This is a genomic window from Priestia sp. AB, from assembly GCF_028369225.1.
GTDB classification, from domain to species: Bacteria; Bacillota; Bacilli; order Bacillales; family Bacillaceae_H; genus Priestia; species Priestia megaterium.
Window position 1 is genome coordinate 488,448 of record NZ_JAQMYN010000001.1, and the last position, 24,517, is coordinate 512,964.

Genomic DNA, 24,517 nt, shown 5'->3' on the forward strand with positions numbered 1-24,517 from the left:
TTTAACGGTGAGCTTCGTATTGATTTGCTTTAAAGATCGATTGCAGCTTGCTAATTTCAGTAGGCTGAAGCGGGGAAGCCTCGACAGCTTTGACGTTTTCGCGAAGCTGGGAAGAAGAGCTTGCTCCTGCTACAACCGAGGCTACCGTAGGATTAGCTAAACAGTATTGAAGTGCCGTTGAGTTTAGAGAGTGAGTTGGTCGTACGTGACGAAATTCTTCTATCGTTTTTGCTAATTCCGTACCGCTATAATCTAAATAGCCCTTGCCCTCGAATGCAGCAAGTTTTTGCTCTCCTTTTTCGGTTAGCAGCCCTTTGGATACTGGACCTCGGGCTACAACGCTAATGCCGTTGTCATGTAAAAGAGGAAGTGCACTTTCTTCAGGGCGTCTGTCTAACAAGCTGTATTGCATCATGACGCTAACAATAGAAGAATTTTGCACATACTCTCGAATCACATTTGGGCGGATAGATGAAATGCCATAGTAGCGAATGACGCCTTCTTGTTTTAATTCTTCAAATGCTTCAATCGTTTCCTCAATATTGTCTTCAACGGTTCCTCCGTGCAGTTGATATAAATCGATGTAATCTGTTTGAAGACGGCGCAGGCTTTCTTTTACTTCTTCTTTTATATAAGCTTTAGACGGATCCCATGTCCAGCTGTCTTTTACATCATTCCAGCGATTCCCCACTTTTGTGGCTAAAATAATATCATTTCTGCGTTTTTTTAGGGCTTGTCCCACAAACTCCTCGTTTAAGCCAAAATCATATAAATCTGCTGTATCGAAATAATTAATGCCATATTCGAGAGCTTCATCAATCATATTGACAGCGTGTTTTTGTTCCGTTCCAAGAGACATGCACCCTAAACCTAATGTACTGACAAGCAAGTCTGAAGTACCTAAGCGTCTTTTTTCCATATATGTCACTCCTTATTTTTTACTTGTTTCTATCTATCTATTGTAGCGCTATGATAGAGGGAAACTCAAATAAGAAGATTAGAAAACTGCAGCACAATTAGTGTCTGCAGTCTGCTTGTTTGTAAGAATTAAAATTTTGAGAGATAGCGTTCGTCCATTCATCGACATACTGGAATTGTTCGCCGTATTCTTTTAACTTTTGCTTGATTTCCCATGCTTTACCGACCAAAATGATTTGCTTCTCGTGAACATAAACTTTCATTTTTTCTACCTCCCAAGGTTCGTATGATAGAATATATGTAAGAGTCAAAAAAATAGAACGAGGTGTAGAAAATGGATCATTTAACAGAAAAAATGCTGTCTTCTGAAAAGCTGTTTGGAGGCAGAGTGATTGATTTGTACTTAGAAGAAGTAGAGCTTCCAAACGGAAAAACGAGTACAAGAGAAGTAGTTAAGCACCCTGGAGCCGTAGCTGTCATTGCGTTAACAAGCGACCATAAAATGGTTATGGTCAAACAGTATCGCAGGCCGATGGATCGTATTTTAGTCGAAATTCCAGCCGGCAAGCTAGAAAAAGGAGAAGAGCCGATTGTGACGGCAAAACGTGAGTTAGAAGAAGAAACAGGCTATACGACAGATTCGCTTAGCCATATTATTTCTTTTTATACATCACCAGGTTTTGCGGATGAGTTGGTGCACCTTTATTTAGCGGAAGATTTAAAAGTGATGACCACCAAAGCTGAATTAGACGAAGATGAATTTGTTGAAGTGATGGAAGTTACGGTAGATGAGGCGCTTACTCTTATTCAAAACAAGGAAATTTATGATGCAAAAACTGCCTATGCTGTGCAGTACTTACAGTTGAAAAGCGGATTAGGAGAGTAAGAGAGTTTTTTCTTTTACATACGAACGGCAATCTAGCAATTTAGAGGTTTACATTGAAACGTCATTTGATGTGAGAAAAAACAGGCATGCGTGTATCTCTAACTAAAAAAATGTTTGACAACCATATTTTAGTTGAAGGAAAATCCGAACGATGAATAGAGATTCTTGATGGAGAATCAAATTCGTTCGGATTTTTTTAAGGTGATGGTGAATGTAGATTTTATTTATATAGTTGGTTCTAGCGGTTGATTGGAGGGCAAGGCGAAGACTCCTGCGGGAAAAGCGGAATAGGTGAGACCCCGCAGAAGCGTACGCGACGAAGAGGGTCACCGGCGGCCCGCGGAAAGCGAAGCCTTGCATGGAAATCGACAGCGGTGTCACAAGCCATCTATACTATCTCATTTGATCTTATTTAGATTGGGTTGATTTTATTATGTCTCATTCTCTTTTTTTATTTGATAGATTCAAAAGATTCTTGGCATAGTTTTTGTACTCTATCATACACTCTATTAAGCGATTAATAGGAGGAAGACGATGAGAAAAAAACAATTGCCATTATCGTATGCAAGACATTTTCAAGAAAACAGTTCTATTTATTTGTTTGTGACCGTGCTGTTTTTAATGGGAATCATTTTTGGGGCTATTGTTGTAAATAGTTTGACGCTTGATCAAAAAGAAGACCTGTACTTCTATTTAAACCGGTTTTTCGGACAGGTAAAGAGTGGAGAAGTAGCAAGCAGCGTTGAAATGTTTCAGCAAAGTTTTTTTCATAATGTTAAATACTTAGGGCTCATTTGGATATTAGGAATCGCCATTATTGGTTTGCCTGTAGTGTTAATTCTGCTGTTTTTAAAAGGAATGGTGATTGGTTTTACCGTAGGCTTTTTAGTCAATCAAATGGGACTCTCTGGTTTTGCACTATCTTTTGTATCTGTTATGCCGCAAAATATCTTTCTCATACCGGCATTTCTGATCTTGTCTGCAGCTTCAGTTGCCTTTTCTTTGAAGCTTGTGCGACAGCAGTTTTTTAAAAAAGCAGCGGAGCCTATTTCCGCCTCATTTTTACGCTACAGCGGAACCATGATTGCTATGATATGTTTGGTTGCCTGTGCAGCTACAATTGAAGCTTACGTATCACCTACTTTAATGAAAAGTGTAATGGCTCTATTAAATAAGTAAGAATAAGTATTAAGTAAAAAGAATTCTTTTTTCTTATTAATAATAACTTTATTTTGACACCCTCGACACATCTGATATAATGGATTAGTGAATGGCGAGGGAGGGAATAATTATGGAAAGTCGAATTGAGCGAATTAAGCAGCAGTTGCACTCAGCTAGCTATAAATTGACACCTCAACGTGAGGCGACTGTAAGAGTACTTCTTGAACATGAAGAGGATCATTTAAGTGCCGAAGATGTATATCTCCTCGTCAAGGAAAAGTCTCCGGAAATTGGATTGGCAACTGTTTATCGTACGTTAGAATTGTTAACTGAACTTAAAATTGTTGATAAAATAAACTTTGGCGATGGCGTTTCTCGCTACGATTTAAGACAAGAAGGAGCCGCACACTTTCATCATCACCTTGTGTGTATGGAATGTGGATCTGTGGACGAAATTCAAGAAGATTTGCTTGAAGACGTTGAAGAAATTGTGGAAAAGCAATGGAATTTTAAAATTAAAGATCACCGCTTGACATTTCATGGCATTTGCCATCGCTGTCAGGATAAAGAAGAGAAGCAGTAAAAGCCTTTTCCCTAATGGAGAAGGTTTTTTGTTGTACATAAATAAAAAATAACGAGTTTATAAGCTACATGGTTTTATAGAAAGAAAGGAAATGATCAGGAGAGAACTCAGTGTATAAAGGCAAGAAACATGTATAAAACCTGTCCCAATTGGCATATCTTCTAATAGAATCAAAAATTGGAGGAATTGTTTCATGAAATCATGGGCTGAAATGGTATATAATACATGTAAAGTATTTATCTTATTTACCGGGTTTACTCTTTTGTTTTATTTTGGAATGATATGGGTATCTCAAGAGTATCAAAATTACAAACGTTATGATGAGCCGTCGGGTTCAGCAGTTAAGGTCATGCAAGCAAGTGTGAACAAAGATCAGACGTGGCTAGAGCGTTTATTTATGTTTTATCAAAACGGGGAGTAGAGGCTATTGAATGATCAAATTCAAGATTTTATTCATTATTTAGTAGTAGAGCGGGGACTAGCGAAAAATACAATTGATTCGTATGAACGAGATTTAAAAAAGTATGCTCAATATTTAGAGCATGTAGAGCAGCTGAAATCATTTAATGAAGTAACAAGACTTCACATCGTTAATTTTCTGAAATATTTAAGTGATCAGCAAAAGTCATCTAAAACGATTGCGAGACATGTGGCTTCAACTAGATCTTTTCATCAATTCTTACTAAGAGAAAAAGCAGCGGATACAGATCCATCCGTTCATATTGATACCCCGCAGCTTGAGCGCAAGCTGCCAAAAGTGCTAAATGCAGAAGAAGTAGAGGCGCTGTTAAATGTGTTTGATACTTCGACGCCTTTTGGCATACGAGACAAAGCGATGCTTGAGTTGCTTTATGCTACTGGAATTCGTGTGTCTGAACTCGTTAACTTAAATATTGATGATGCACATTTGACGATGGGATTTATTCGTTGTATCGGAAAAGGAAATAAAGAAAGAATTGTCCCCATCGGAAGGTTGGCAACGGAGGCTATCGAAGAGTATTTACAGCATAGCCGGAGTGTTTTAACAAAGCAAAAGGAACAGGACAAAGCACTCTTTGTTAATCATCACGGAAGGCGTTTAACAAGGCAGGGGTTTTGGAAAATATTAAAAAAATTAGCTTCTGAAGCAAAAATTGAAAAAGAATTAACTCCACATACGTTACGGCATTCGTTTGCTACTCATTTGTTAGAGAACGGCGCGGACTTGAGAGCCGTTCAAGAAATGCTAGGGCATGCGGATATTTCGACCACTCAAATTTATACACATGTTACAAAAGCACGTTTAAAAGATGTATACAATCAGTTTCATCCGCGAGCGTAGGAAGATTCCAATGTCCAATGAGTTCATAGACATTGGTTTTTTTGATTGAAAACACTTTCATTCATGTGTACAAAAAAATAAAAAGCGTCTATACTAATAGAGAGGTCAGACTTCTGACCAATAAGAGAAGACGGTTAAATTATTTCCAAACGGGAATTTTATAGAGAATAAATAAATTGATATTTGGAGGGAATAAAATGGCGCATACATATAAACGCGTATTTTTAATTGTCATGGATTCAGTGGGTATCGGTGAATCACCGGATGCTGAAAAATACAATGATAAAGGTGCTGATACGTTTGGTCATATTGCAGAGCACTGCAACGGTCTTCGTATGCCTAATATGGCTAAGCTTGGCCTAAGCAATATCCGTGAAATTAAAGGAATCGATAAAGCCGAAAAACCGTTGGCTTACTATACAAAAATGCAGGAAGCTTCTGCAGGAAAAGATACAATGACAGGTCATTGGGAAATTATGGGTCTTAATATTGATACGCCTTTTAATGTATTTCCAGATGGATTTCCAGAAGAGCTGATTTCACAATTAGAAGAAAAAACAGGTCGAAAAATCATTGGGAACAAACCAGCGTCTGGTACAGAAATTTTGGATGAGCTAGGAAAACAGCATATGGAAACAGGTGACTTAATCGTCTATACATCAGCAGATTCTGTTTTGCAAATTGCTGCTCATGAAGAAATTGTTCCAATTGATGAATTGTACAAAATTTGTGAGATTGCTCGTGAATTAACGCTTGATGATCCATATATGATTGGACGTGTTATCGCTCGCCCGTTTTCAGGTGAACCAGGTAATTTTGCACGTACATCCAATCGTCATGACTATGCATTAAAGCCTTTTGGACGTACAGTAATGAATGAATTAAAAGACAATGACATCGATGTTATTGCTATCGGTAAAATTTCTGATATTTACGACGGAGAAGGGGTAACAAAATCTCTTCGTACCAAATCGAATATGGACGGCATGGATAAGCTAGTTGATACATTAAACATGGACTTCACAGGCTTAAGCTTCTTAAATTTAGTTGATTTTGATGCTCTCTATGGTCATCGCCGCGATCCACAAGGATATGGGCAAGCACTTGAAGAATATGATGCACGCTTAGAAGAAGTATTTGATTTATTAAAAGAAGATGATTTATTGATTATTACAGCGGATCATGGAAATGACCCTGTTCATCATGGGACAGACCATACGCGTGAATACGTGCCGCTTCTTGTGTACAATAAAGGCATGCAAGAAGGAAAAGAACTTTCTATTCGTCAAACGTTTGCGGATATTGGCGCAACGGTAGCAGAAAATTTTGGCGTAGCAATGCCTAAGCATGGAAAAAGTTTTTTAAAAGAGTTGAATTAAGCAGGGGGAATGGAGTATGAAAAAAGAATATATTGAAAAAGCAGCAGCATATATTAAAAATCAATCAGCTGTTACACCAACAATTGGGCTTATTTTAGGTTCTGGACTAGGGGTATTAGCTGACGAAATTGAAGGCGCGGTAAAAATTCCGTATAACGACATTCCTGAGTTCCCGGTTTCAACAGTTGAAGGTCACGCAGGCCAATTAGTAATAGGTACTATTCATGACGTACCGGTTGTAGCTATGCAAGGACGTTTTCACTTTTATGAAGGGTACGCTCTTGATAAAGTAACATTTCCAGTGCGCGTAATGAAAGAAATCGGTGTAGAAACGTTGATTGTAACGAATGCAGCGGGCGGAGTAAACGAATCCTTTAATCCAGGAGACTTAATGATTATTTCTGATCATATTAATAATTTTGGAACCAATCCTTTGATTGGACCTAATGACTCTGATTTCGGAGTAAGGTTCCCGGATATGTCAACTGCTTACTGCAAGGATCTTCGTCAATTAGCGAAGAAAGTAGGAGCTGATTTAAATATCGCCTTACAAGAAGGTGTATATGTAGGAAATACAGGTCCAACATATGAAACGCCTGCTGAAGTGCGTATGCTTCGCATTATCGGGGGAGACGCGGTCGGTATGTCTACAGTGCCAGAAGTTATTGTGGCACGCCATGCAGGTATGAAAGTGCTAGGTATTTCTTGTATTTCTAATATGGCAGCTGGTATTTTAGATCAGCCGTTAAATCATGAAGAAGTAATTGAAACGACTGAAAAAGTAAAACAGCAGTTTTTATCGCTTGTAAAAGAAGTAGTAAAGCAGCTTCCAGCTTATCAAAAATAAGAAGAAAATATGACTTCAAGCATCGAGAATTTCTCGATGCTTTTTTTATTTCCCTTAGTATAAATCGATTATACCTTGGAAAAAATAGGTTGTATAAAGAATGGAGGTTTGTGGAGATGAAGCGAACTATTGTAAAGTTACTCGTTGTCATATTTTTATTTCCACTTATGACGCAACCTGTTTTAGCCGCAGAAAAAAAGAATTCCGAGCTTGCTGACAGTGCTAGGTCAGCTATTTTAATTGAACGGGATACAGGAAAAATTCTATACGAAAAAAATAGTAATCAAGAACTTCCCCCTGCCAGTATGACTAAAATTATGACAATGATTTTAATTATGGAGGCTTTGGATAAAGGGAAAATTACCTTAAAAGATAAAGTGCGGGCAAGTGAATATGCCGCTTCAATGGGAGGCTCACAAATCTTTTTAGAGCCCGGAGAAGAAATGACGGTAAATGATTTGCTAAAAGGGATTGCGATAGGTTCTGGTAACGATGCTTCTATGGCAATGGCTGAATATTTAGCTGGATCAGAAGAAAAATTTGTAGCAAAGATGAACCAAAAAGCGAAAGAGCTTGGTTTGACTCATACAAAATTTCAAAATCCGACAGGCCTGCCCGTAGAAAATCACTATAGTACAGCTCATGATATGGCCATGATGGGCAGAGAGCTACTAAAGTATGAAAAAATTATTAACTATACAAGTAAATACGAAGCTTATTTGCGCACGGATACAGATAAGAAGTTTTGGTTAGTAAATACAAATCGCTTAGTGAAGTTTTATCCCGGCGTTGATGGACTCAAAACCGGATTTACAGGTCAAGCGAAGTATTGCCTAACAGCTACCGCTAAAAAGGGAAATATGCGTGTGTTAGCCGTTGTATTCGGTGCAAGCACGCCAAAAGATCGCAATAATCAAGTAACCAAAATGTTAGACTACGCATTCAGTCAATATACAACGAAGCCTTTATACAAAAAAGGAGACGTTATTACCAAAATAGATGTAAACAAGGGTAGCGAAGATCAGGTAACAGCCGTTACGTCCGAGCCTATTTCTGTTTTATTGAAAAAAGGAAATGCAGCCAAAGACGTTAAAACAGAAGTGAAAATGAACGAGAAGCTAAATGCGCCTATTCAAAAAGGCGACAAAATTGGAACGTTGACCATTAAGAAGGATAACAAAGTAGTTAGTTCTTCACCGCTTCTTGCAAAAGAAGATATCGATGCTGCTTCTTGGTGGAAGATATTCAAACGTACATTCTCTATTTTCTCTCAAACATCTTAAACAGCTAAATGTGACGAAATAGAACTAGTTTTGTCGGTGAGAAGGATTCTATTCTGTCGGCAGCGAAAGACTGACTATAAGATTTCCGAGGAGGTTTGTATAGTGAGTCTTTCGATTGAATTGGAATTCAAACAAGATGTCTTGTTGGTTCGATTAACAGGAGAATTAGATCATCATACGGCAGAAGAGCTAAGAAGCAAAATCACCGAAGCGATAGAGAAGGAATCTATCAGCCATTTGATTTTAAATCTACAGCATTTAACCTTTATGGACAGCTCTGGCTTAGGGGTTATTTTAGGGAGATACAAACAGGTTCATAATAACGGCGGGGAAATGGTTGTATGCGCTATTTCTCCTGCCGTGGAACGTTTGTTTAATATGTCAGGCTTATTTAAAATTATTCGTTTTGAACCTAATGAAGAAAACGCGCTTCAAAAATTGGGGGTGGCATAATGAAAAATCAAATGAACCTCCAATTTTCCGCCCTTAGTCAAAATGAATCGTTTGCCCGCGTCACGGTAGCATCATTTATTACGCAGTTAGATCCAACAATGGATGAGTTAACAGAAATTAAAACAGTCGTATCTGAAGCAGTAACAAATGCTATTATTCACGGCTACGAAAGCAATCCAGATGGTGTGGTATATATTTCTGTGACGCTTCATGAAGACGGTGTAGTCGAGCTGATGATTCGTGATGAGGGAATTGGTATCGATAACGTGGATGAAGCCAAGCAGCCTTTATACACAACGAAACCAGATCTAGAACGTTCTGGAATGGGTTTCACCATAATGGAAAACTTTATGGATGAAATTCGAGTGGAGTCTACTGTATTAGAAGGTACGACCTTATATTTAAAAAAGCACTTAACAAATAGTAAAGCGCTATGTAATTAAGGAGACTTGCCAATGGATGTGGAGGTCAAAAAAAATAAAAACGAACCGTATTTAAAGGATCATGAAGTTAAAGACCTCATCAAGCGCAGTCAGCAAGGTGATCAAATTGCACGAGATACAATCGTCCAAAAAAATATGCGGCTCGTTTGGTCGGTTGTTCAACGTTTTATTAACCGTGGTTATGAGCCCGATGATTTATTTCAAATTGGATGTATAGGGCTATTAAAGTCCGTTGATAAATTTGACTTATCGTATGATGTTAAATTTTCAACATATGCTGTTCCAATGATTATTGGTGAAATTCAGCGGTTTATTCGTGATGATGGCACGGTAAAGGTTAGCCGTTCTCTGAAAGAAATGAGCAATAAAATACGTAAAGCAAAAGACGAGCTTTCCAAATTACTTGGACGCGTCCCTACAGTCGCTGAGGTTGCAGAACATTTGGATCTCACTCCTGAAGAAGTAGTGCTAGCTCAAGAAGCTAATCGTGCTCCTTCGTCTATTCACGAGACCGTCTATGAAAATGATGGAGATCCAATTACCCTTCTTGACCAAATTGCTGATCATACGGAAGCGAAGTGGTTTGATAAAATTGCCTTAAAAGAAGCAATTGAAGAACTTGATGAGCGTGAAAAGCTCATTGTCTATTTGAGGTATTACAAAGATCAAACTCAGTCCGAAGTGGCCGCAAGGCTGGGAATTTCTCAAGTTCAGGTATCGAGGCTTGAGAAGAAAATCTTAAAACAAATGAAGCTGCATATGAATGACACGTAATACTTAAGAAGCAATCCGTTTTGCTATTCAAAGAAGAATAGTGAAACGGATTGCTTTTTTTATTTGGTAATTAATGGTCTGTTCAGAAACGTGAATTAGAAAATTTAAGAAAATCCATACTACACGTACAGGGAGATAATGAATCGTAAGGTGTGATATGAATGGAAAACGTTCTTTATCTTAAAATGAGACATCGTATTCAAGTGAAACCTGATGAGGCTGTAAATATTGGACAATTAGCAATGGTTATAGCAGGAGATTCTGTTCAAAAGCAAATTGAAAAGCTAATTGTATATCAAGTAAGTATGAGTGATCGAAATATTATCATTGTTGATTTAATGAAGGTAATTGAAAAAGTTGCCTCTCGGTATCCGCATTTGGACATTCAGACGATTGGACCCGCTCAAACGATTGTAGAGGTCGTGTATAAAAAGAAACAATATTCCTTTTTGTTTTTTCTAGCTGTTTGGTTTCTTCTTTTCATCGGAGCTGCTTTAGCAATTATGAACTTTCACGAAGATGTGAGTATGAGACAAGTACATCAAAAATTGTTCTACATGCTGACCGGTCTGAGAGATAAGCAGCCTTTGCTGATTCAAGTGCCTTACTCTATCGGTTTAGGCTTGGGAATGATTCTGTTTTTTAACCACGTCTTTAGAAAACGAATTAATGAAGAGCCTAGTCCTCTCGAAGTCGAAATGTTTAATTACCAGCAAGACTTAGATCAATACGTCATTATGCACGAGAATAAAGAAAGTATGAAAAAAATTGATGATCATTAACATTGTGATGACCATTGTAATTGGACTTGCGGGAGGACTGGCTGCAGGTGCTGGGTTTGTAGCATTTTTAACCGTGCTAGGCATTATTCCGCGTTTGATGCAGCTGACCAAAACCATGAAATACATTCAAGCATATGAATGGGGAGTCGTGGGTGGTGCTGTTACAGGCGGGTGGTGCAGTCTTCATCAATACACGTGGCAGTTTCCTGCGGTGCTTATTATGATCATAGGTCTAACGAGCGGTATTTTTATTGGGATGCTGGCAGCAGCGTTAACCGAAGTGCTTAATGTATTGCCGACGTTAACGAAACGGATAGGAATGGAAGGCAAGCTTATTTTATTGTTAATGGCCATTGTACTAGGCAAAGTATGCGGATCATTATTTCATTGGATTTATTTTGTTAATCAATAAGAAAAGGATGTATGTAATATGGCAAATAATCAAAAATTAAAAGATAACTATCAAGAAAGCATTAAACCATTTCAGCCTAAACCTTCATATGTGGCAAATTGCCTAAAAGCCTTTTTGGTAGGGGGAATCATTTGTACATTAGGACAGGCAATTCAAAATTTCTATATTGCATTTTTTGACTTTAATGAAAAAAATGCAGGTAATCCTACCGTTGCCACCCTTATTTTAATATCTGCACTCTTAACCGGGTTTGGGATATACGATCGTATTGGTCAATTTGCTGGTGCAGGTTCAGCCGTTCCTGTTACGGGTTTTGCCAATTCCATGACAAGTGCCGCGCTTGAACATCGAAGTGAAGGAATTGTTCTCGGAGTTGCGACCAACATGTTCAAGCTGGCTGGAAACGTCATTGTATTTGGAACGGTTTCGGCTTACGTGGTAGGAATCATTCGCTACCTTTTTAAAACTTATTTGCTATGAAAAGAGGGGGATTATGAGAAAAACTGGGAAGCAAACGTGGGTTTATGAAAACCCTATTTATATTAACGCCACAGGAACAGCTGTAGGACCAAAAGAAGCAGATGGACCGTTAGGAGAAACATTTGATATTACACATAAAGATTTGCACTGTGAAGAAGACAACTGGGAGTTAGCTGAAAGAAGACTGATGACGGAGTCCATTGATTCCTGCTTGCAAAAAATAAATTTATCATATGAAGACGTTGATTTGTTTTTGGCTGGAGATTTATTAAATCAAAACGTAACGGCTAATTTTGTAGCTCGGCATAACCAAATTCCATTTCTATGCATGTTTGGCGCTTGCTCCACATCAATGGAAACGCTGGCAACAGGAGCGGCTCTTGTGGATGCGGGATTTGCTAATCGTGTTATTGCATCAGCGAGCAGTCATAACGCAACGGCTGAGCGCCAATTTCGAAATCCTACCGAGTACGGAGGACAAAAACCAGATACGGCAACGGCAACCATTACGGGAGCAGGTGCAGCGCTTGTCTCGAAGGAAAAAGGTATTGTGCGTCTCACGTCTGCAACGATTGGTCGGGTAATGGATTACGGGATTAAAAATGCAAACGACATGGGTTCTGCTATGGCACCAGCTGCTGCAGATACCATTCAAAGGCATTTGGAAGACTTGAACGTTGCTCCAAGCGAGTATGATCTTATTTTAACAGGAGATTTATCTGGTGTAGGAAGTCCAATCTTAAAACAGCTGCTCAAGGACGAAGGCTACGATATATCAACCAATCATAATGATTGCGGATTAATGGTATATCGCCCTGATCAAAATGTATTTGCAGGAGGAAGCGGCTGCGGCTGCTCGGCTATTGTCACGTATGGGCATATTTTAAATGAATTAAAATCAGGAAACTTAAAGAAAGTGTTTATGGTGGCAACAGGAGCTCTTTTAAGTCCAACGATGATTCAGCAAAAAGAGTCAATTCCAACAATTGCTCATGGCGTCGTCTTAGAACATATTGGGGAGGTATGATCAATGGAGTATGTAATAGCTTTTGTTGTAGGAGGAATCATTTGCGTCATTGGGCAGCTGTTGCTAGATCTTGCTAAACTTACTCCAGCCCACGTTATGAGTTCATTTGTAGTTGCCGGAGCGATTTTAGATGGATTTGGTCTTTATGATAAGTTAATTGAATTTGCTGGCGCCGGAGCGACGGTTCCAATTACAAGCTTTGGTCATTCATTGCTGCACGGAGCGATGAAGCAAGCGGATGACCATGGATTTATTGGGATTGGGATTGGGATTTTTGAACTTACCTCGGCTGGAATTTCAGCAGCTATTTTATTTGCTTTTATTATCGCGTTAATCTTTAAACCGAAAGGATAAAAGATTATGGAAAAAAGAAGGGTCATTATTGTAACTGATGGGGATGAATATGCACGCAAAGCAATTGAGCATGTAGCTAAATCGGTTGGTGGCAGGTGCATTTCGAGATCATATGGAAACCCTACTACGCTAAGAGGCAGTCAAACGGTAGATTTAATCCTTCAAGCACCATATGATCCCGTCTTTGTGATGTTCGACGATAGCGGTTTCTTAGAGGAAGGACCAGGGGAAATTGCTTTGCTGCACGTAGCAAAGCATCCTCAAGTAGAAGTTCTTGGAGTGATCGCCGTGGCATCACGTACTCATCAAAGCGAATGGACAAGAGTGGATGTGACCATTGATCGTTTTGGGGAAATATCGCATTACGGCGTGGATAAAAGCGGAATTCAAGAGTTAGAAGTCGGACGAATTAATGGAGATACAGTTTACTGCTTGGATCAGCTCGATATTCCCTTAGTTGTAGGAATAGGGGATATCGGCAAAATGGCTAGGATGGATGATGTTAAACTGGGATGTCCTATTACAGAAAAAGCAGCAAGACTTATTTTAGAAAGGAGCGGTTCGTTTGGGTAAGCTAGTAGAGCAGAAAACAGCTATTTTTTCAAAAGTACAAAAAAACGATCAGTGGTTCAAAGAAAACGCTAGTATGAACACAAGCTTTGATGTGGGCGTGCGTAAACTACTTATTTTGGATCGAGAAGTTCATGTTTACTATGTAACAGGACTGTGCGATAGTTCATTTATTATTGAAATTACAAAAGTGCTCGTTCAAATTAATGATAATGAAGTTGAACGAGCAAAGCTAAAGGATATTGTTGAAAACCGTCTTATTCATCAGCAAGTAAAACCTTTAAAGACGCTGGATGATGGAATGGTTTCGGTTTTATCAGGACTGCTATTCGTTTTAATTGACGGTGAAGAAGTTGGTTTTGAAGTCGATGTGCGTACATATCCTGGCAGATCCCCTGAAGAAGCGGATACAGAGAAAGTGATTCGCGGAGCAAGAGATGGATACACGGAAAACATCATTATTAATACAGCGTTAACAAGAAGACGAATTCGTGACGGAAGATTTCGCTTTGAAATTATGAAGGTAGGCGAACGATCGAAACTGGACGTAGCGATTGGGTACATAAAGGGGGTAGCTGATCCAGGACTGGTTAAACTTATAAAAGATGAACTGGAAGCTATCGATGTAGATGGTTTGCCGATGGCTGACAAATCAATTGAAGAGTTTTTAGTCAAACAAGGAATTAATCCTTTTCCAATGGTACGCTATACAGAACGTCCGGACACAGCAGCAGCTCATGTACTAGAAGGGCATGTGATCATTATTACCGATACGTCTCCAAGCGTTATTATTACGCCAACTACGCTGTTTCATCACGTGCAGCATGCAGAAGAATACAGGCAGGCTCCTTCTGTAGGAACGTTTATCCGCTGGATACGTTTTTTAGGAATTCTTGCTTCTCTTTTCTTATTACCGCTATGGCTATTATTTGTACTTGAACCAGATCTGCTTCCGGCAAAATTGCAATTTGTTGGGCCAAACGAAGAAACAAATATTCCGACAGTTATCCAGATTTTCTTAGCTGATCTAGGGGTTGAGTTCCTGAGGATGGCCGCCATTCATACGCCGACACCGCTTGCTACGGCGATGGGCTTGATTGCCGCCGCGCTTATTGGGCAAATTGCTATTGATGTAGGTCTCTTTGTTCCGGAGGTTATTTTGTATGTAGCTATTGCGTCCATTGGTTCTTTTTCAACGCCAAGCTATGAGTTAGCAGTGGCAAATAAGATGCTGAGATTGTTTCTGTTAATTTTTGTGGCGGCCTTTCATACTCCAGGGTTTCTTATTGCAACAACGTGTATCATTCTCTATATGGCGCGATTAAAATCGTTGAATACACCTTATTTGTGGCCGTTTCTTCCATTTAACCCGCAGGCTTTATGGCAGATTATCATTCGCACACCGGTTCCTGGAGCAAATCCGCGTCCTAGTATTGTACATCCGCAGGACAAAGACCGCCAGCCTGCAAAACCTTAAACAAAATATGTGGTTGAAACCTGTATGAAGATGTGATAGATTTGTTTTAAATATGGAAAATAATAAATATTTAGACAGTTAGCAGCGAATTGCCGTTAACTGTCTTTTTTACACTATACACAGGAACGGGGTCTAAACATGTTTTTACACGGAACAAGTCGCATAAATAAGCAGGGGCATCTTGAAATTGGTGGAGTTGATACGGTTGAATTAGCATCAAATTTTGGGACACCCCTTTACGTATATGACGTAGCTTTAATTCGGCAGCGTGCTAGAGGATTTAAAGAAACATTTGAAAAGCATGGAGTAAAAGCACAGGTCGCTTATGCAAGCAAAGCTTTTTCGACAATTGCCATGGTTCAAGTCGTTCATGAAGAAGGTCTTTCGTTAGACGTTGTTTCGGGAGGAGAACTGTATACGGCTTTAGCAGCTGACTTTCCGAAAGAACGGATTCATTTTCATGGAAACAATAAAAGCCGAGCAGAACTAGAAATGGCCGTCAAAGAAGATGTAGGATGCATTGTAGTTGATAATTTTTATGAAATTGCATTGCTTCAGGAAATAACGGAACAGTATCAAAAAAAGATGCCTGTTCTTCTCAGATTAACACCCGGAATTGAAGCTCATACACATGATTATATCTTGACAGGGCAGGAAGACTCGAAGTTTGGGTTTGATCTTCAAAACGGTCAAGCAGACGAAGCTGTGCGTCTTGTGCAAAATAGCAAGGGGCTAGAACTTTTAGGTATTCACTGTCATATAGGATCGCAAATTTTTGAAACAACGGGATTTATTATGGCGACTCAAAAGCTTTTTGCAAAAATGAAAGAGTGGAAACAACGTATAGAATTTGTTCCCCAAGTATTAAATTTAGGCGGCGGCTTTGGCATTCGTTATACGGAAGAAGATCAACCTATTCCTGTTTCGCAGTATGTGGAAGTTATTATAGAAGAGGTCAAAAAGCAGTCCAAACAGTTAGAAGTAGAAATTCCTGAAATTTGGATTGAGCCCGGCCGCTCTCTTGTAGGAGATGCCGGAACGACTCTGTATTCAATTGGTTCTCGTAAACATGTACCTAATGTACGAGAATATGTAGCGATTGATGGAGGAATGAACGACAATATCCGTCCCGCACTGTATCAAGCGAAATATGAAGCGGTCATTGCCAATCGAATGAATGATGAGAGTGATGAGCTCGTATCCATCGCAGGTAAGTGCTGTGAATCGGGGGATATGCTGATGTGGGATGTACATCTTCCAAAAGCAAACCCAGATGATTTATTAGCGATGTTTTGTACAGGCGCATACGGTTATTCTATGGCAAGTCACTATAATCGTTTGCCAAAGCCAGCTGTCGTGTTCGTAGAAGATGGAGAAGCACAGCTAGTCGTAAAACGCGAAACATATGAAGACATTGTAAAAAATGACGTGAAATACAAAGTGACGGTAAAAAAGTAACGAGTGATTAACGTAAAAAAAGAGCCTCTTGTTCAAGAGGCTCTTTTTTTTATGAGAATAACGATTTAATAGCATTAATAATATCAACAAAGAATTGCTTTAATTTATCAAGAAATGATTGGCCTTCTTCTGACTGAAGAAATGTTGTTACTTTTTCCTTTGTCGCGGAAAGTTGGTCTTTTACTTGATTCCAATCGATGTTCATATCTTTTAAACGATTGAAAAAATCAACAAGTGTATTAAGCTCTGAATCTGTTAATTTAATACCTAAATCATCAGCCACTCGCTGAATTAACGTGCGTAAATCATCCTTTGTTTGAGGATTTTCTTTGGCAATTTCTTCTTTAATCGTTGCCATAAACTGCGCTGCTTTTTCTTTACCGATTTTTTCACCAAGCTCAGAGGTCTGGACCATCTCTTCATTGGCTGCTTTTTTTACTTCTTCTGGGATTTTTTGATCTGTTTGAACTTCATATGCTTTCATAATACCTGTTAAAGCAGCTGTACCAGATACTTCAAATGGAGCGGTAATCTGGATTTTTGCATCTTTAACGCCGGCGGTCATCAAAGCATTAATATACATGTCGTCTGTAATACCATTAATATTTTGAGTTGATACGCTTAAACCTGAATCTTTTGAACCAAGGGTAATACTAGAAGATGAAATAGCACGAGATCCAATAGTAGCCTTTGGAATAAAGTCACCTAAATATTCATGCTCTTCTTGGTTTGTCACGGTTACTGTTTGAGCATTGCTTGGTGCATCAAGGTCATTTAATACCTGTTGCTTCTGAGAGCTGGTTAAGTCCTGACCTAATGTAATAATAACATCGCCCGGAGCAGCATCTGCAAAACTTTTTAAGGGTGCGGTTAGGAATAGAAGAAGACCTAATGTCACCATTATTGCTTTTATCGTTAATTTCAAACCTTTTTCCTCCTTTAATCCCATACTTGCCCTATTATAATACGGGCAGGTCTGAAGTAACAGAGTCAATTCATCATTTTCCCATAAATCAGTCTAGAGGCGTAGATTTCTATATGAAATGAAATCTATGTATCTCTGCCACTGTATTAGACGGATGATACTATAAAAAGTTTCATCTCACAACTACTATTTTTTATTTAGATCCCTACGAAAAGAAAGTGAAGAAGTGCATTCATTGAATTCATGAGCTTGTTTGTAGTAGAATAGAGTGAGTTTATAAATGTAAGTGTTCTACTCTAGGTGGCACTTACAACTTTTACGTTTTGCCGCTTTGATAGGGAAAACAGAGCCTATAGCGGTACTAATACATATATTGGAGGTCATTTATATGAAAAAAGCAAGTATTCTAATGGAAAATGGCGAAAAAATTCTAATCGATTTATTTCCTAACGAAGCACCAGGAACAGTAGAAAACTTTGAAAAGTTAGCTAATGAAGGATTCTACAACGGCGTAACGTTCCACCGCGTTATCCCTGGATTTGTTTCTCAAGGAGGAGACCCAACTGGTACAGGTGCTGGCGGCCCTGGCTACTCAATTAAATGTGAAACAGAAGGAAACCCTCACAAACACGAAGCGGGTTCTCTATCAATGGCACATGCTGGTAAAGACACAGGCGGCAGTCAGTTCTTTCTTGTTCATGAGCCACAGCCTCATTTGAACGGTGTTCACACTGTATTTGGAAAAGTAACAGAAGGACTTGATACAGTGTTAAAAATGAAAAATGGCGACGTAATGAAAGAAGTAAAAGTCTGGGAAGAATAAGAGCATACTGCTATAAATGGATATTAGCTGATAAAACGTCATAACAACCTTTTACAGGGGGTTACGGCGTTTTTTCTTCGCGCAACAGCTCAAAAAGCGTAATAGATTAGGTTTCTCATACACGCATAACATAGGACAAGCTTTTGTGTAATATTGCTATTTACTTATAAATTTTGTATGATAAAAGCAGTAAAAAACGCAGCGCATTAATTTGTAGGAAAGTTTGAGGACGAGGGAGAATCGTATGCTTATTCGCTATAAACGAAACTATGAAAAAATCGCCATGGGTCTTCTATCGTTTGTACCTACGGAAAAAGATTTAAAAAAACTTCAACAAACGATGAAAGAATATGAGCAAAACGAACATTGGCAGCTGTATCTTTGGAAGCAAGAAGAAGATATTATTGGGATTGTTGGTATTTCCATACTCGATAAAAGTTTGATTGAGGTTCAACACGTCAGTGTAAACCCTTCACACCGCCAACAGGGCATTGGCAAAAAAATGATTAAAGCTCTTAAAGAAATGTATACGACTGCACAAATTAAGCCGAGTGAAATCATCGCTCCGTTTTATGAAAAGTGTCAGGCGGATGAATAAAAAAAAGCATGATTAGGTGAGGTGTGAAAGCTTCTTTCACATCTTAGTCATCATAAAACAACAGGTAGCTTCTAGCTACCTGTTGTTTTGTTTTGCTAATAAGTTCGCTTGTCTTTCCGCAATCACATCTGACCGATCTCGCGTGCTGTGACGATGAACAATCGCATCATTTTGCAGATTAGAAGCTGATAACCAGACAAGCTGTTTATCAGTGCTTCTTTGTTTGCAAGCTCGTAATAATGCTGGATCTTCAATGGGCAAGTTAATACTTTTATATGGCTGATAGGTATCGATTAAAGCTAATTGTTTGCGAAGAAGTTTAAGCAGTGAAGGATAGTTAAGTCCAAGCTGTTCAATATTTTCTTCTTTCTTCGTTAAAATTGCCAGCGCCTTTTGCATCGTTCTTTTGGCTCCAGCGAAATTTTGGCGTCGATGATGATAGAGTGAAACAGCAATTTGAATAAGGCCAACCCAAATAATATTGCGGTGTCCTCTTTCGTCTTTTTTCCAGTGTTCTTCTAGCAGTTCATGACATTCAAAGTAATCCCGGTCGCCATGAAAATGAACTAAATAATCAATATAGGCTTGTGAATACAATCTTGTTCCCTCCTGGTAAGGCTCTATATGTAGTGTATCACAAAAATTAGCTATTCATCAGCGCAGTGCCTTTAAAGAGACAAACGTGCTCAAGGTATGGCGAACACGTTTGTTTTTATTCAATATGTGTGGTTAGAAGCGTAAGCAAGAACAACCAACAATGATTAATAAAATAAACAGTACAACAATTAAAGCGAAACCGCTACCGTATCCACAAGATTTTTCACCCATGCGAGTTCCTCCTTCAGCCATTTCAAAATCTTATTACCTTGACATCATATGTATGTTTAAACTTTTTGTATGGGCAAATGACCTATTTTTACGTTAATTTGTATTGGACATGTGTCTATAATCCTCTATACTAATGATAGTAACGTTATATAAAACAGCAGAAATGATAAGCAATTGAAAAGTGTTGGTGAGATAAAAGTGGAGTATAGTGTAAAAGTAGATGCGTTTGAAGGACCTTTAGATCTTCTTCTGCATTTGATTAACCGATTTGAAATTGATATTTACGATATCCCAGTAGCGACAATTACTGAGCAATATATGATGTTTATACATACAATGAATGAGCTTCAGCTAGACGTTGCCAGTGAATATCTAGTCATGGCAGCAACTTTGCTTCAAATTAAAAGTAAAATGCTTCTGCCTACGTATGAAGAAGATATGGATGAAATTGAAATGGTCGATGAAGAAGATCCGCGTGAAGAATTGATGCAGCGCTTAATTGAATATCGAAAGTTTAAAGAAGCGGCTGTAGAACTTCAAAAGCTGGAAGAAGACCAAAGTCATGTGTATACAAAACCTCCAAGTAATGTGCAAATAAATGCAGAAGAACGTACGCAGCCTCAGGATGAAGGATTGGATATATCACTGTATGATATGCTAAGTGCTTTTCAAAAGTTGATGAAACGAAAGCAAAATAAAAAGCCTATGCAGACGAAAATAGCAAGGCAAGACATTCCAATTGACAAGCGCATGAGTGAAATTGTGAATGAATTAAAAGCCTTTAAAGGGAAAAAAAGTTTTTATCAGCTGTTTCCTTATCAAGAGCGTGATCATATTGTTGTAACGTTTTTAGCTGTGCTGGAATTAATGAAAGAAAATGAAATCGTTGTGGAACAGCAGCACAATCTAGACGAGCTTTATGTATCGTATCGAGAAAGGAATGAAGAGGAATGACAACGAATAATCTACAGGCTATTATTGAGAGCTTACTTTTTGTTTCTGGTGATGAAGGTCTATCCATTAGCCGGTTAGCTGAGATTATAGAAAAGCCTCATGAAGATATTCAAGGTGCTTTGGAGAGCTTAGAGCAAGAGTGTAAGTTCAGAGGAGTTACACTTGTTGAAATAGGAGGGGCCTATCAGCTTGTCACAAAAAAAGACTATGCACCATATATTGAGAAGCTCGTAGAAGCTCCCGCTAATCAATCATTATCACAAGCAGCGCTTGAAACGTTAGCTATTGTAGCGTATAAGCAGCCAATTACAAGAGCTGAAATCGAAGAGATTCGCGGAGTGAAAACGGAAAGACCTCTTCAAACTTTAATTGGAAAAGTTTTATTAAAGGAAGTGGGACGAGCGGAAGGCGCGGGGCGGGCCATCTTATACGGAACGACAAAAGAATTTTTAGGCTATTTTGGCCTTAAAAGTATCGAAGAGCTGCCGCCGCTTCCAGAAGATTTATTACAAGAAGGAACCGATCAAGAAGCAGATTTGTTTTTTCAATCGTTTCAAGAAATGAAGTGAAAATGTAAAAGAACATAGAGTTTTTTCTATGTTCTTTTTTGTATGGACAAATCTTTTCATTCATAACCAAAAAAGACGAGCATAAACTTGTACAAACAGGTAGAGGGACGGGGATGACATGAAAAGAAGCAAAAAAAGTATCATCTATCTATTTATTGTATTGCTATGTCTCAGCGGTTGGCCTTCCATATCATCTGCAGCGGGGAGCGTAAGTGCTCATAGTGCTATTTTGATGGAACAGAAATCAGGGAGAGTGTTATATGCTAAAAATGCAGATCAAGTTAGCCGAATTGCTAGCATTACAAAAATTATGACAGCAATACTGGCGATTGAATCTGGCAAAATAAATAAAACAGTTACCGTGAGCCACAGCGCAGTTGGTGTTGAAGGTTCTTCTGTGTATTTAGTTGAAGGTGAAAAAATAAAATTAAAAGATTTAGTATATGGCTTGATGCTTCGTTCAGGTAATGATGCTGCTGTAGCTATCGCAGAAGCCGTTGGAGGAAGCGAAGATGGATTTGTTTATTTGATGAATAAAAAAGCAGAAGAAATTGGCATGACAAATACAACATTTCAAAATCCGCATGGGTTAGACGATCATGAAAATCATCGCTCAACCGCGCACGATATGGCTCTGCTCATGCGCTATGCAATGAATAATAAAATTTTCAAAGAGATTTCAGGAACAAAAGTCTATCGAATGAAGCATCCTGAAGAGAAATGGGATCGAGTGTGGAAAAACAAAAATAAACTGCTGACAACACTATATGCATACTGTACTGGCGGAAAAACAGGGTATACAAAATTAGCAAAACGAACGCTTGTGACAACTGCTACAAAAGATGGAATGGATTTAATTGCCGTAACGATTAATGCTCCAGATGATTGGAACGATCACATTTCCATGTATGAAAATGCATTTGATAAATATGATATGACCAGTTTAGCTTCCAAAGGAGAATTGGCCGATATAAAAAATTCTTTCTATAAAGATCAGCTGTATATTAAACGAAATGTCGTCTATCCGCTCACAAAGAAAGAACAAAGCTCTGTAGAAGTAAAAACAACGTTAATTCAGCCTAAAAAGCAGTGGAAAGAAACAGGGGAAGTTCCAAATGTGGTAGGAAAGCTCGATATTTATAGAAGTGGAGAGACGATTGACAGTGTTCCAATTTATTTCGAAAAGCAGTCCGAGCAGCAAAAAGGTTTTTTTGATAAAGTGAAGCGATTAATGTTTATTCAGTCTGGAGCTAAAACAGATGGTTAATATTATTTGGATGCTGCTGACCATTATCGGAATTGTTTTTGCGATTATAAATGGAAAAATTGGTGATGTAAACAAAGCAATTTTTCAAGGAGCAGGCGAAGCAGTGACCATCAGCATTGGGTTAATCAGCGTGCTGGTCTTTTGGTTAGGGATGATGAATATTGCTCAAAGTGCAGGACTTCTCGACAAGTTAGCGAAACTGTTTCGACCCATCATTACAAGACTTTTTCCTGATGTTCCAAAAGATCATCCGGCCTTAGGGTATATATTGTCCAATATGATGGCGAATATGTTTGGGCTCGGGAATGCGGCAACTCCTCTTGGCATTAAAGCGATGGAGCAGCTTAAAAAGCTAAACGGGGATAGAGACGAAGCAAGCCGTTCTATGATCACACTTTTAGCACTTAACACAACCAGTTTAACACTTATACCAACCACAGTTATTGCCATTCGGATTACGTATAACTCGGCTAATCCTACTGAAATTGTCGGTACCACGCTTTTAGCAACTGTTGTAGCTACGATAGGAGCTATCATCATTGATCGCTTCTTTTATTATCGACGTACACGAAAAGGAGGAAAACGAAAATGACTATGCTTAATCAAGTATCATTGATGTTTATTCCTCTTATCGTAGGATGCATTTTACTTTATGGAACCTATAAAAAAATTCCTACGTATGAAAAGTTTGTAGAGGGAGGGAAAGACGGATTACAAATTGCTTTTTCCATCATTCCTTACTTAGTCGGCATGTTAGTGAGCATCTCTATTTTTCGAGCTTCAGGAGCGCTTGATTTTTTCTTATCTGTTTTAAAACCTATGCTGCAAGCAGTCGGCGTTCCGGCTGAAATTGTACCTTTAGCTCTTATCAAACCGATATCTGGAACGGCTGCTCTTGGTATCACGACGGATCTAATTTCTACATACGGACCTGATTCTTTTATCGGTCGTTTGGCATCGACCATGCAGGGAAGTACAGATACCACATTTTATATTTTAACGGTTTATTTCGGAGCGGTTGGCATTAAAAAAATGGGAGATGCGCTGAAGGTTGGTTTACTGGCAGATTTGGTAGGAATTATTGCTTCAGTTGTCATTGTAATCCTTGTGTTTGGCCGGTAAGAAATCGAAAATTCTACCTCTGAGTGGCAAATACACTTGTGTATTACTTCGTAAACAAGTAAGATGTTACAAGAGGTGAAGTGTTAATGGAACGATTACAAAAAGTGATTGCTCACGCAGGTGTAGCATCAAGACGTAAAGCTGAAGAATTAATCGGCCAAGGCCGAGTGAAAGTAAATGGAAAAGTTGTAAGAGAATTGGGCACGAAAGTAGGTCCTAACGATAAAATTGAAGTAGACGAAGTGCCTGTAGAAAGCGAAGCGCCCGTTTATTTTATGTTATACAAACCAAGAGGCGTAATTTCAGCTGCTAACGACGACAAGGGAAGAAAAACAGTCGTTGACTTCTTTCCACATGTAGAGGAAAGAATTTATCCAATTGGACGTCTAGACTATGATACGTCGGGTTTACTTCTTTTAACAAACGACGGTGAATTTGCTAATCAGCTAATGCACCCTAAATTTGAAGTGGACAAAGTGTATGTGGCTAAAATTAAAGGAATTCCAAGTCGTGAAAAAATCAGACAGCTGCAGCGCGGTGTGATGCTAGAGGACGGAAAAACAGCACCAGCTCGTGCAAAAGTTCTTTCTATTGATAAAAGCAAGCAGACGGCGATTGTGGAATTGACGATTCATGAAGGGAAAAATCGTCAAGTACGTCGCATGTTCGATGCAATTGGGCATTCTGTCTTAAAATTAAAACGTGAACGCTACGGACCTTTAGATTTACGCGGATTAAATGCAGGAGAAGCTCGTGAGCTTACAGCGCATGAAGTCAAACAATTATATTCAATGTCTCAAACGGGTAAGTAATTTTCACTTGC

Annotated in this window: 33 protein-coding genes; 28 read left to right on the forward strand and 5 right to left on the reverse strand. The window is 38.8% G+C overall.

Going from position 1 to position 24,517, the window contains the following annotated elements:
* Position 1 precedes the first annotated feature (1 nt).
* Together POF52_RS02500 and mciZ are read right to left on the reverse strand one after the other, a co-directional pair.
* The gene (locus POF52_RS02500; RefSeq protein WP_271989539.1) at positions 2-919 is read right to left on the reverse strand and encodes an aldo/keto reductase; all 918 of its coding nucleotides are present in this window, start codon (positions 917-919) and stop codon (positions 2-4) included.
* Positions 920-1,016: 97 nt separating this feature from the next.
* Entirely contained in the window at positions 1,017-1,181 is a 165-nt protein-coding gene (gene mciZ, locus POF52_RS02505; RefSeq protein WP_013059085.1) for a Z-ring formation inhibitor MciZ, read from the reverse strand.
* A 71-nt stretch (positions 1,182-1,252) separates the two neighbouring features.
* Here mciZ and POF52_RS02510 point away from each other — a divergent pair, with 71 nt between their 5' ends.
* The 20 genes from POF52_RS02510 to lysA all read left to right on the forward strand — a co-directional run bounded on the left by POF52_RS02510 (position 1,253) and on the right by lysA (position 16,608).
* Positions 1,253-1,804: an NUDIX hydrolase gene (locus tag POF52_RS02510; protein ID WP_013059084.1), complete on the forward strand. Its 552-nt coding sequence runs from the start codon at positions 1,253-1,255 to the stop codon at positions 1,802-1,804.
* Between the two features lie 245 nt (positions 1,805-2,049).
* Entirely contained in the window at positions 2,050-2,220 is a 171-nt protein-coding gene (locus POF52_RS02515) for a hypothetical protein (RefSeq protein ID WP_271989542.1), read from the forward strand.
* A 118-nt stretch (positions 2,221-2,338) separates the two neighbouring features.
* Complete coding sequence (spoIIM, locus tag POF52_RS02520) at positions 2,339-2,983, forward strand: stage II sporulation protein M (RefSeq protein WP_013084941.1); 645 nt, start codon at positions 2,339-2,341, stop codon at positions 2,981-2,983.
* Positions 2,984-3,095: 112 nt separating this feature from the next.
* Positions 3,096-3,548, forward strand: a complete 453-nt coding sequence (fur, locus tag POF52_RS02525; RefSeq protein ID WP_271989545.1) for a ferric iron uptake transcriptional regulator — start codon at positions 3,096-3,098, stop codon at positions 3,546-3,548.
* A 193-nt stretch (positions 3,549-3,741) separates the two neighbouring features.
* On the forward strand, positions 3,742-3,969 hold the full coding sequence (locus POF52_RS02530) for a YqzK family protein (protein WP_013059081.1): 228 nt from the start codon (positions 3,742-3,744) through the stop codon (positions 3,967-3,969).
* A 6-nt stretch (positions 3,970-3,975) separates the two neighbouring features.
* Complete coding sequence (gene xerD, locus POF52_RS02535) at positions 3,976-4,869, forward strand: site-specific tyrosine recombinase XerD (protein ID WP_013059080.1); 894 nt, start codon at positions 3,976-3,978, stop codon at positions 4,867-4,869.
* 197 nt (positions 4,870-5,066) lie between these two features.
* Positions 5,067-6,248 (forward strand): phosphopentomutase, encoded by a 1,182-nt coding sequence (deoB, locus tag POF52_RS02540; protein ID WP_271989549.1) that lies wholly within the window; start codon positions 5,067-5,069, stop codon positions 6,246-6,248.
* A 16-nt stretch (positions 6,249-6,264) separates the two neighbouring features.
* Positions 6,265-7,095, forward strand: coding sequence for a purine-nucleoside phosphorylase (locus POF52_RS02545; protein ID WP_013084938.1), 831 nt, complete (start codon positions 6,265-6,267; stop codon positions 7,093-7,095).
* Positions 7,096-7,211: 116 nt separating this feature from the next.
* Positions 7,212-8,378 (forward strand): D-alanyl-D-alanine carboxypeptidase family protein, encoded by a 1,167-nt coding sequence (locus POF52_RS02550; protein ID WP_028410701.1) that lies wholly within the window; start codon positions 7,212-7,214, stop codon positions 8,376-8,378.
* A 102-nt stretch (positions 8,379-8,480) separates the two neighbouring features.
* Positions 8,481-8,831, forward strand: a complete 351-nt coding sequence (gene spoIIAA / locus POF52_RS02555; protein ID WP_013084936.1) for an anti-sigma F factor antagonist — start codon at positions 8,481-8,483, stop codon at positions 8,829-8,831.
* Positions 8,831-9,274: an anti-sigma F factor gene (spoIIAB, locus tag POF52_RS02560; RefSeq protein ID WP_013084935.1), complete on the forward strand. Its 444-nt coding sequence runs from the start codon at positions 8,831-8,833 to the stop codon at positions 9,272-9,274. The genes spoIIAA and spoIIAB overlap by 1 nt, the downstream gene beginning before the upstream one ends.
* 12 nt (positions 9,275-9,286) lie before the next feature.
* Positions 9,287-10,048: an RNA polymerase sporulation sigma factor SigF gene (sigF, locus tag POF52_RS02565; RefSeq protein WP_013059074.1), complete on the forward strand. Its 762-nt coding sequence runs from the start codon at positions 9,287-9,289 to the stop codon at positions 10,046-10,048.
* 161 nt (positions 10,049-10,209) lie between these two features.
* Positions 10,210-10,830, forward strand: coding sequence for a stage V sporulation protein AA (locus tag POF52_RS02570; RefSeq protein ID WP_074893493.1), 621 nt, complete (start codon positions 10,210-10,212; stop codon positions 10,828-10,830).
* Positions 10,820-11,242 carry a stage V sporulation protein AB gene (locus POF52_RS02575; RefSeq protein ID WP_014458301.1) on the forward strand — a complete coding sequence of 141 codons (423 nt, stop codon included), beginning with the start codon at positions 10,820-10,822 and terminating at the stop codon, positions 11,240-11,242. The genes POF52_RS02570 and POF52_RS02575 overlap by 11 nt, the downstream gene beginning before the upstream one ends.
* 18 nt (positions 11,243-11,260) lie before the next feature.
* Positions 11,261-11,722 (forward strand): stage V sporulation protein AC, encoded by a 462-nt coding sequence (gene spoVAC, locus POF52_RS02580; protein WP_028411545.1) that lies wholly within the window; start codon positions 11,261-11,263, stop codon positions 11,720-11,722.
* Positions 11,723-11,735: 13 nt separating this feature from the next.
* On the forward strand, positions 11,736-12,749 hold the full coding sequence (gene spoVAD / locus POF52_RS02585; protein ID WP_176583437.1) for a stage V sporulation protein AD: 1,014 nt from the start codon (positions 11,736-11,738) through the stop codon (positions 12,747-12,749).
* Between the two features lie 3 nt (positions 12,750-12,752).
* Positions 12,753-13,103: a stage V sporulation protein AE gene (gene spoVAE / locus POF52_RS02590; protein ID WP_016765503.1), complete on the forward strand. Its 351-nt coding sequence runs from the start codon at positions 12,753-12,755 to the stop codon at positions 13,101-13,103.
* A gap of 6 nt (positions 13,104-13,109) precedes the next feature.
* Positions 13,110-13,676, forward strand: a complete 567-nt coding sequence (locus tag POF52_RS02595; protein WP_271989556.1) for a stage V sporulation protein AE — start codon at positions 13,110-13,112, stop codon at positions 13,674-13,676.
* Positions 13,669-15,150 (forward strand): spore germination protein, encoded by a 1,482-nt coding sequence (locus tag POF52_RS02600; protein WP_271989558.1) that lies wholly within the window; start codon positions 13,669-13,671, stop codon positions 15,148-15,150. Before POF52_RS02595 ends, POF52_RS02600 begins: the two co-directional genes overlap by 8 nt.
* 138 nt (positions 15,151-15,288) lie before the next feature.
* Entirely contained in the window at positions 15,289-16,608 is a 1,320-nt protein-coding gene (lysA, locus tag POF52_RS02605; protein WP_271989560.1) for a diaminopimelate decarboxylase, read from the forward strand.
* Between the two features lie 49 nt (positions 16,609-16,657).
* Here lysA and POF52_RS02610 read toward each other — a convergent pair whose 3' ends face one another.
* The gene (locus POF52_RS02610; RefSeq protein ID WP_042452694.1) at positions 16,658-17,533 is read right to left on the reverse strand and encodes a DUF1002 domain-containing protein; all 876 of its coding nucleotides are present in this window, start codon (positions 17,531-17,533) and stop codon (positions 16,658-16,660) included.
* 388 nt (positions 17,534-17,921) lie between these two features.
* Between POF52_RS02610 and POF52_RS02615 the strand changes: the two genes are divergently transcribed.
* Both POF52_RS02615 and POF52_RS02620 read left to right on the forward strand, forming a co-directional pair.
* On the forward strand, positions 17,922-18,356 hold the full coding sequence (locus POF52_RS02615; RefSeq protein ID WP_013059064.1) for a peptidylprolyl isomerase: 435 nt from the start codon (positions 17,922-17,924) through the stop codon (positions 18,354-18,356).
* Between the two features lie 244 nt (positions 18,357-18,600).
* Complete coding sequence (locus tag POF52_RS02620; RefSeq protein WP_271989562.1) at positions 18,601-18,954, forward strand: GNAT family N-acetyltransferase; 354 nt, start codon at positions 18,601-18,603, stop codon at positions 18,952-18,954.
* A gap of 75 nt (positions 18,955-19,029) precedes the next feature.
* Here the strand turns inward: POF52_RS02620 and POF52_RS02625 are convergent, their stop codons facing one another.
* Positions 19,030-19,551: a DUF309 domain-containing protein gene (locus tag POF52_RS02625; protein ID WP_271989564.1), complete on the reverse strand. Its 522-nt coding sequence runs from the start codon at positions 19,549-19,551 to the stop codon at positions 19,030-19,032.
* A gap of 132 nt (positions 19,552-19,683) precedes the next feature.
* Positions 19,684-19,782, reverse strand: a complete 99-nt coding sequence (locus POF52_RS02630) for a YjcZ family sporulation protein (protein ID WP_170836726.1) — start codon at positions 19,780-19,782, stop codon at positions 19,684-19,686.
* Positions 19,783-19,980: 198 nt separating this feature from the next.
* Here POF52_RS02630 and POF52_RS02635 point away from each other — a divergent pair, with 198 nt between their 5' ends.
* The 6 genes from POF52_RS02635 (at position 19,981) to POF52_RS02660 (ending at position 24,506) form a co-directional block, all read left to right on the forward strand.
* Positions 19,981-20,736: a segregation/condensation protein A gene (locus tag POF52_RS02635; RefSeq protein ID WP_013059060.1), complete on the forward strand. Its 756-nt coding sequence runs from the start codon at positions 19,981-19,983 to the stop codon at positions 20,734-20,736.
* Positions 20,733-21,305, forward strand: a complete 573-nt coding sequence (scpB, locus tag POF52_RS02640; protein WP_013084925.1) for an SMC-Scp complex subunit ScpB — start codon at positions 20,733-20,735, stop codon at positions 21,303-21,305. The genes POF52_RS02635 and scpB overlap by 4 nt, the downstream gene beginning before the upstream one ends.
* 118 nt (positions 21,306-21,423) lie before the next feature.
* On the forward strand, positions 21,424-22,572 hold the full coding sequence (locus POF52_RS02645) for a D-alanyl-D-alanine carboxypeptidase family protein (protein ID WP_047932137.1): 1,149 nt from the start codon (positions 21,424-21,426) through the stop codon (positions 22,570-22,572).
* On the forward strand, positions 22,565-23,164 hold the full coding sequence (locus POF52_RS02650) for a nucleoside recognition domain-containing protein (RefSeq protein ID WP_013059057.1): 600 nt from the start codon (positions 22,565-22,567) through the stop codon (positions 23,162-23,164). Before POF52_RS02645 ends, POF52_RS02650 begins: the two co-directional genes overlap by 8 nt.
* Complete coding sequence (locus POF52_RS02655; protein WP_013084923.1) at positions 23,161-23,694, forward strand: spore maturation protein; 534 nt, start codon at positions 23,161-23,163, stop codon at positions 23,692-23,694. Before POF52_RS02650 ends, POF52_RS02655 begins: the two co-directional genes overlap by 4 nt.
* An 86-nt stretch (positions 23,695-23,780) precedes the next feature.
* Complete coding sequence (locus POF52_RS02660; protein ID WP_013059055.1) at positions 23,781-24,506, forward strand: pseudouridine synthase; 726 nt, start codon at positions 23,781-23,783, stop codon at positions 24,504-24,506.
* Positions 24,507-24,517 lie beyond the last annotated feature (11 nt).

What these genes read in the sequence shown, in the direction of transcription:
- POF52_RS02645 (WP_047932137.1), top strand. Translation starts at nt 21,424, where the DNA reads ATGAAAAGAAGCAAAAAAAGTATCATCTATCTATTTATTGTATTGCTA.
- scpB (WP_013084925.1), top strand. Translation starts at nt 20,733, where the DNA reads ATGACAACGAATAATCTACAGGCTATTATTGAGAGCTTACTTTTTGTT.
- spoIIAB (WP_013084935.1), top strand. Translation starts at nt 8,831, where the DNA reads ATGAAAAATCAAATGAACCTCCAATTTTCCGCCCTTAGTCAAAATGAA.
- lysA (WP_271989560.1), top strand. Translation starts at nt 15,289, where the DNA reads ATGTTTTTACACGGAACAAGTCGCATAAATAAGCAGGGGCATCTTGAA.
- fur (WP_271989545.1), top strand. Translation starts at nt 3,096, where the DNA reads ATGGAAAGTCGAATTGAGCGAATTAAGCAGCAGTTGCACTCAGCTAGC.
- POF52_RS02510 (WP_013059084.1), top strand. Translation starts at nt 1,253, where the DNA reads ATGGATCATTTAACAGAAAAAATGCTGTCTTCTGAAAAGCTGTTTGGA.
- spoIIM (WP_013084941.1), top strand. Translation starts at nt 2,339, where the DNA reads ATGAGAAAAAAACAATTGCCATTATCGTATGCAAGACATTTTCAAGAA.
- sigF (WP_013059074.1), top strand. Translation starts at nt 9,287, where the DNA reads ATGGATGTGGAGGTCAAAAAAAATAAAAACGAACCGTATTTAAAGGAT.
- POF52_RS02615 (WP_013059064.1), top strand. Translation starts at nt 17,922, where the DNA reads ATGAAAAAAGCAAGTATTCTAATGGAAAATGGCGAAAAAATTCTAATC.
- spoVAC (WP_028411545.1), top strand. Translation starts at nt 11,261, where the DNA reads ATGGCAAATAATCAAAAATTAAAAGATAACTATCAAGAAAGCATTAAA.
- POF52_RS02620 (WP_271989562.1), top strand. Translation starts at nt 18,601, where the DNA reads ATGCTTATTCGCTATAAACGAAACTATGAAAAAATCGCCATGGGTCTT.
- POF52_RS02595 (WP_271989556.1), top strand. Translation starts at nt 13,110, where the DNA reads ATGGAAAAAAGAAGGGTCATTATTGTAACTGATGGGGATGAATATGCA.
- POF52_RS02570 (WP_074893493.1), top strand. Translation starts at nt 10,210, where the DNA reads ATGGAAAACGTTCTTTATCTTAAAATGAGACATCGTATTCAAGTGAAA.
- POF52_RS02575 (WP_014458301.1), top strand. Translation starts at nt 10,820, where the DNA reads ATGATCATTAACATTGTGATGACCATTGTAATTGGACTTGCGGGAGGA.
- POF52_RS02545 (WP_013084938.1), top strand. Translation starts at nt 6,265, where the DNA reads ATGAAAAAAGAATATATTGAAAAAGCAGCAGCATATATTAAAAATCAA.
- POF52_RS02500 (WP_271989539.1), bottom strand. Translation starts at nt 919, where the DNA reads ATGGAAAAAAGACGCTTAGGTACTTCAGACTTGCTTGTCAGTACATTA.
- POF52_RS02630 (WP_170836726.1), bottom strand. Translation starts at nt 19,782, where the DNA reads ATGGGTGAAAAATCTTGTGGATACGGTAGCGGTTTCGCTTTAATTGTT.
- spoVAD (WP_176583437.1), top strand. Translation starts at nt 11,736, where the DNA reads ATGAGAAAAACTGGGAAGCAAACGTGGGTTTATGAAAACCCTATTTAT.
- spoVAE (WP_016765503.1), top strand. Translation starts at nt 12,753, where the DNA reads ATGGAGTATGTAATAGCTTTTGTTGTAGGAGGAATCATTTGCGTCATT.
- mciZ (WP_013059085.1), bottom strand. Translation starts at nt 1,181, where the DNA reads ATGAAAGTTTATGTTCACGAGAAGCAAATCATTTTGGTCGGTAAAGCA.
- POF52_RS02660 (WP_013059055.1), top strand. Translation starts at nt 23,781, where the DNA reads ATGGAACGATTACAAAAAGTGATTGCTCACGCAGGTGTAGCATCAAGA.
- POF52_RS02530 (WP_013059081.1), top strand. Translation starts at nt 3,742, where the DNA reads ATGAAATCATGGGCTGAAATGGTATATAATACATGTAAAGTATTTATC.
- deoB (WP_271989549.1), top strand. Translation starts at nt 5,067, where the DNA reads ATGGCGCATACATATAAACGCGTATTTTTAATTGTCATGGATTCAGTG.
- POF52_RS02550 (WP_028410701.1), top strand. Translation starts at nt 7,212, where the DNA reads ATGAAGCGAACTATTGTAAAGTTACTCGTTGTCATATTTTTATTTCCA.
- POF52_RS02655 (WP_013084923.1), top strand. Translation starts at nt 23,161, where the DNA reads ATGACTATGCTTAATCAAGTATCATTGATGTTTATTCCTCTTATCGTA.
- POF52_RS02650 (WP_013059057.1), top strand. Translation starts at nt 22,565, where the DNA reads ATGGTTAATATTATTTGGATGCTGCTGACCATTATCGGAATTGTTTTT.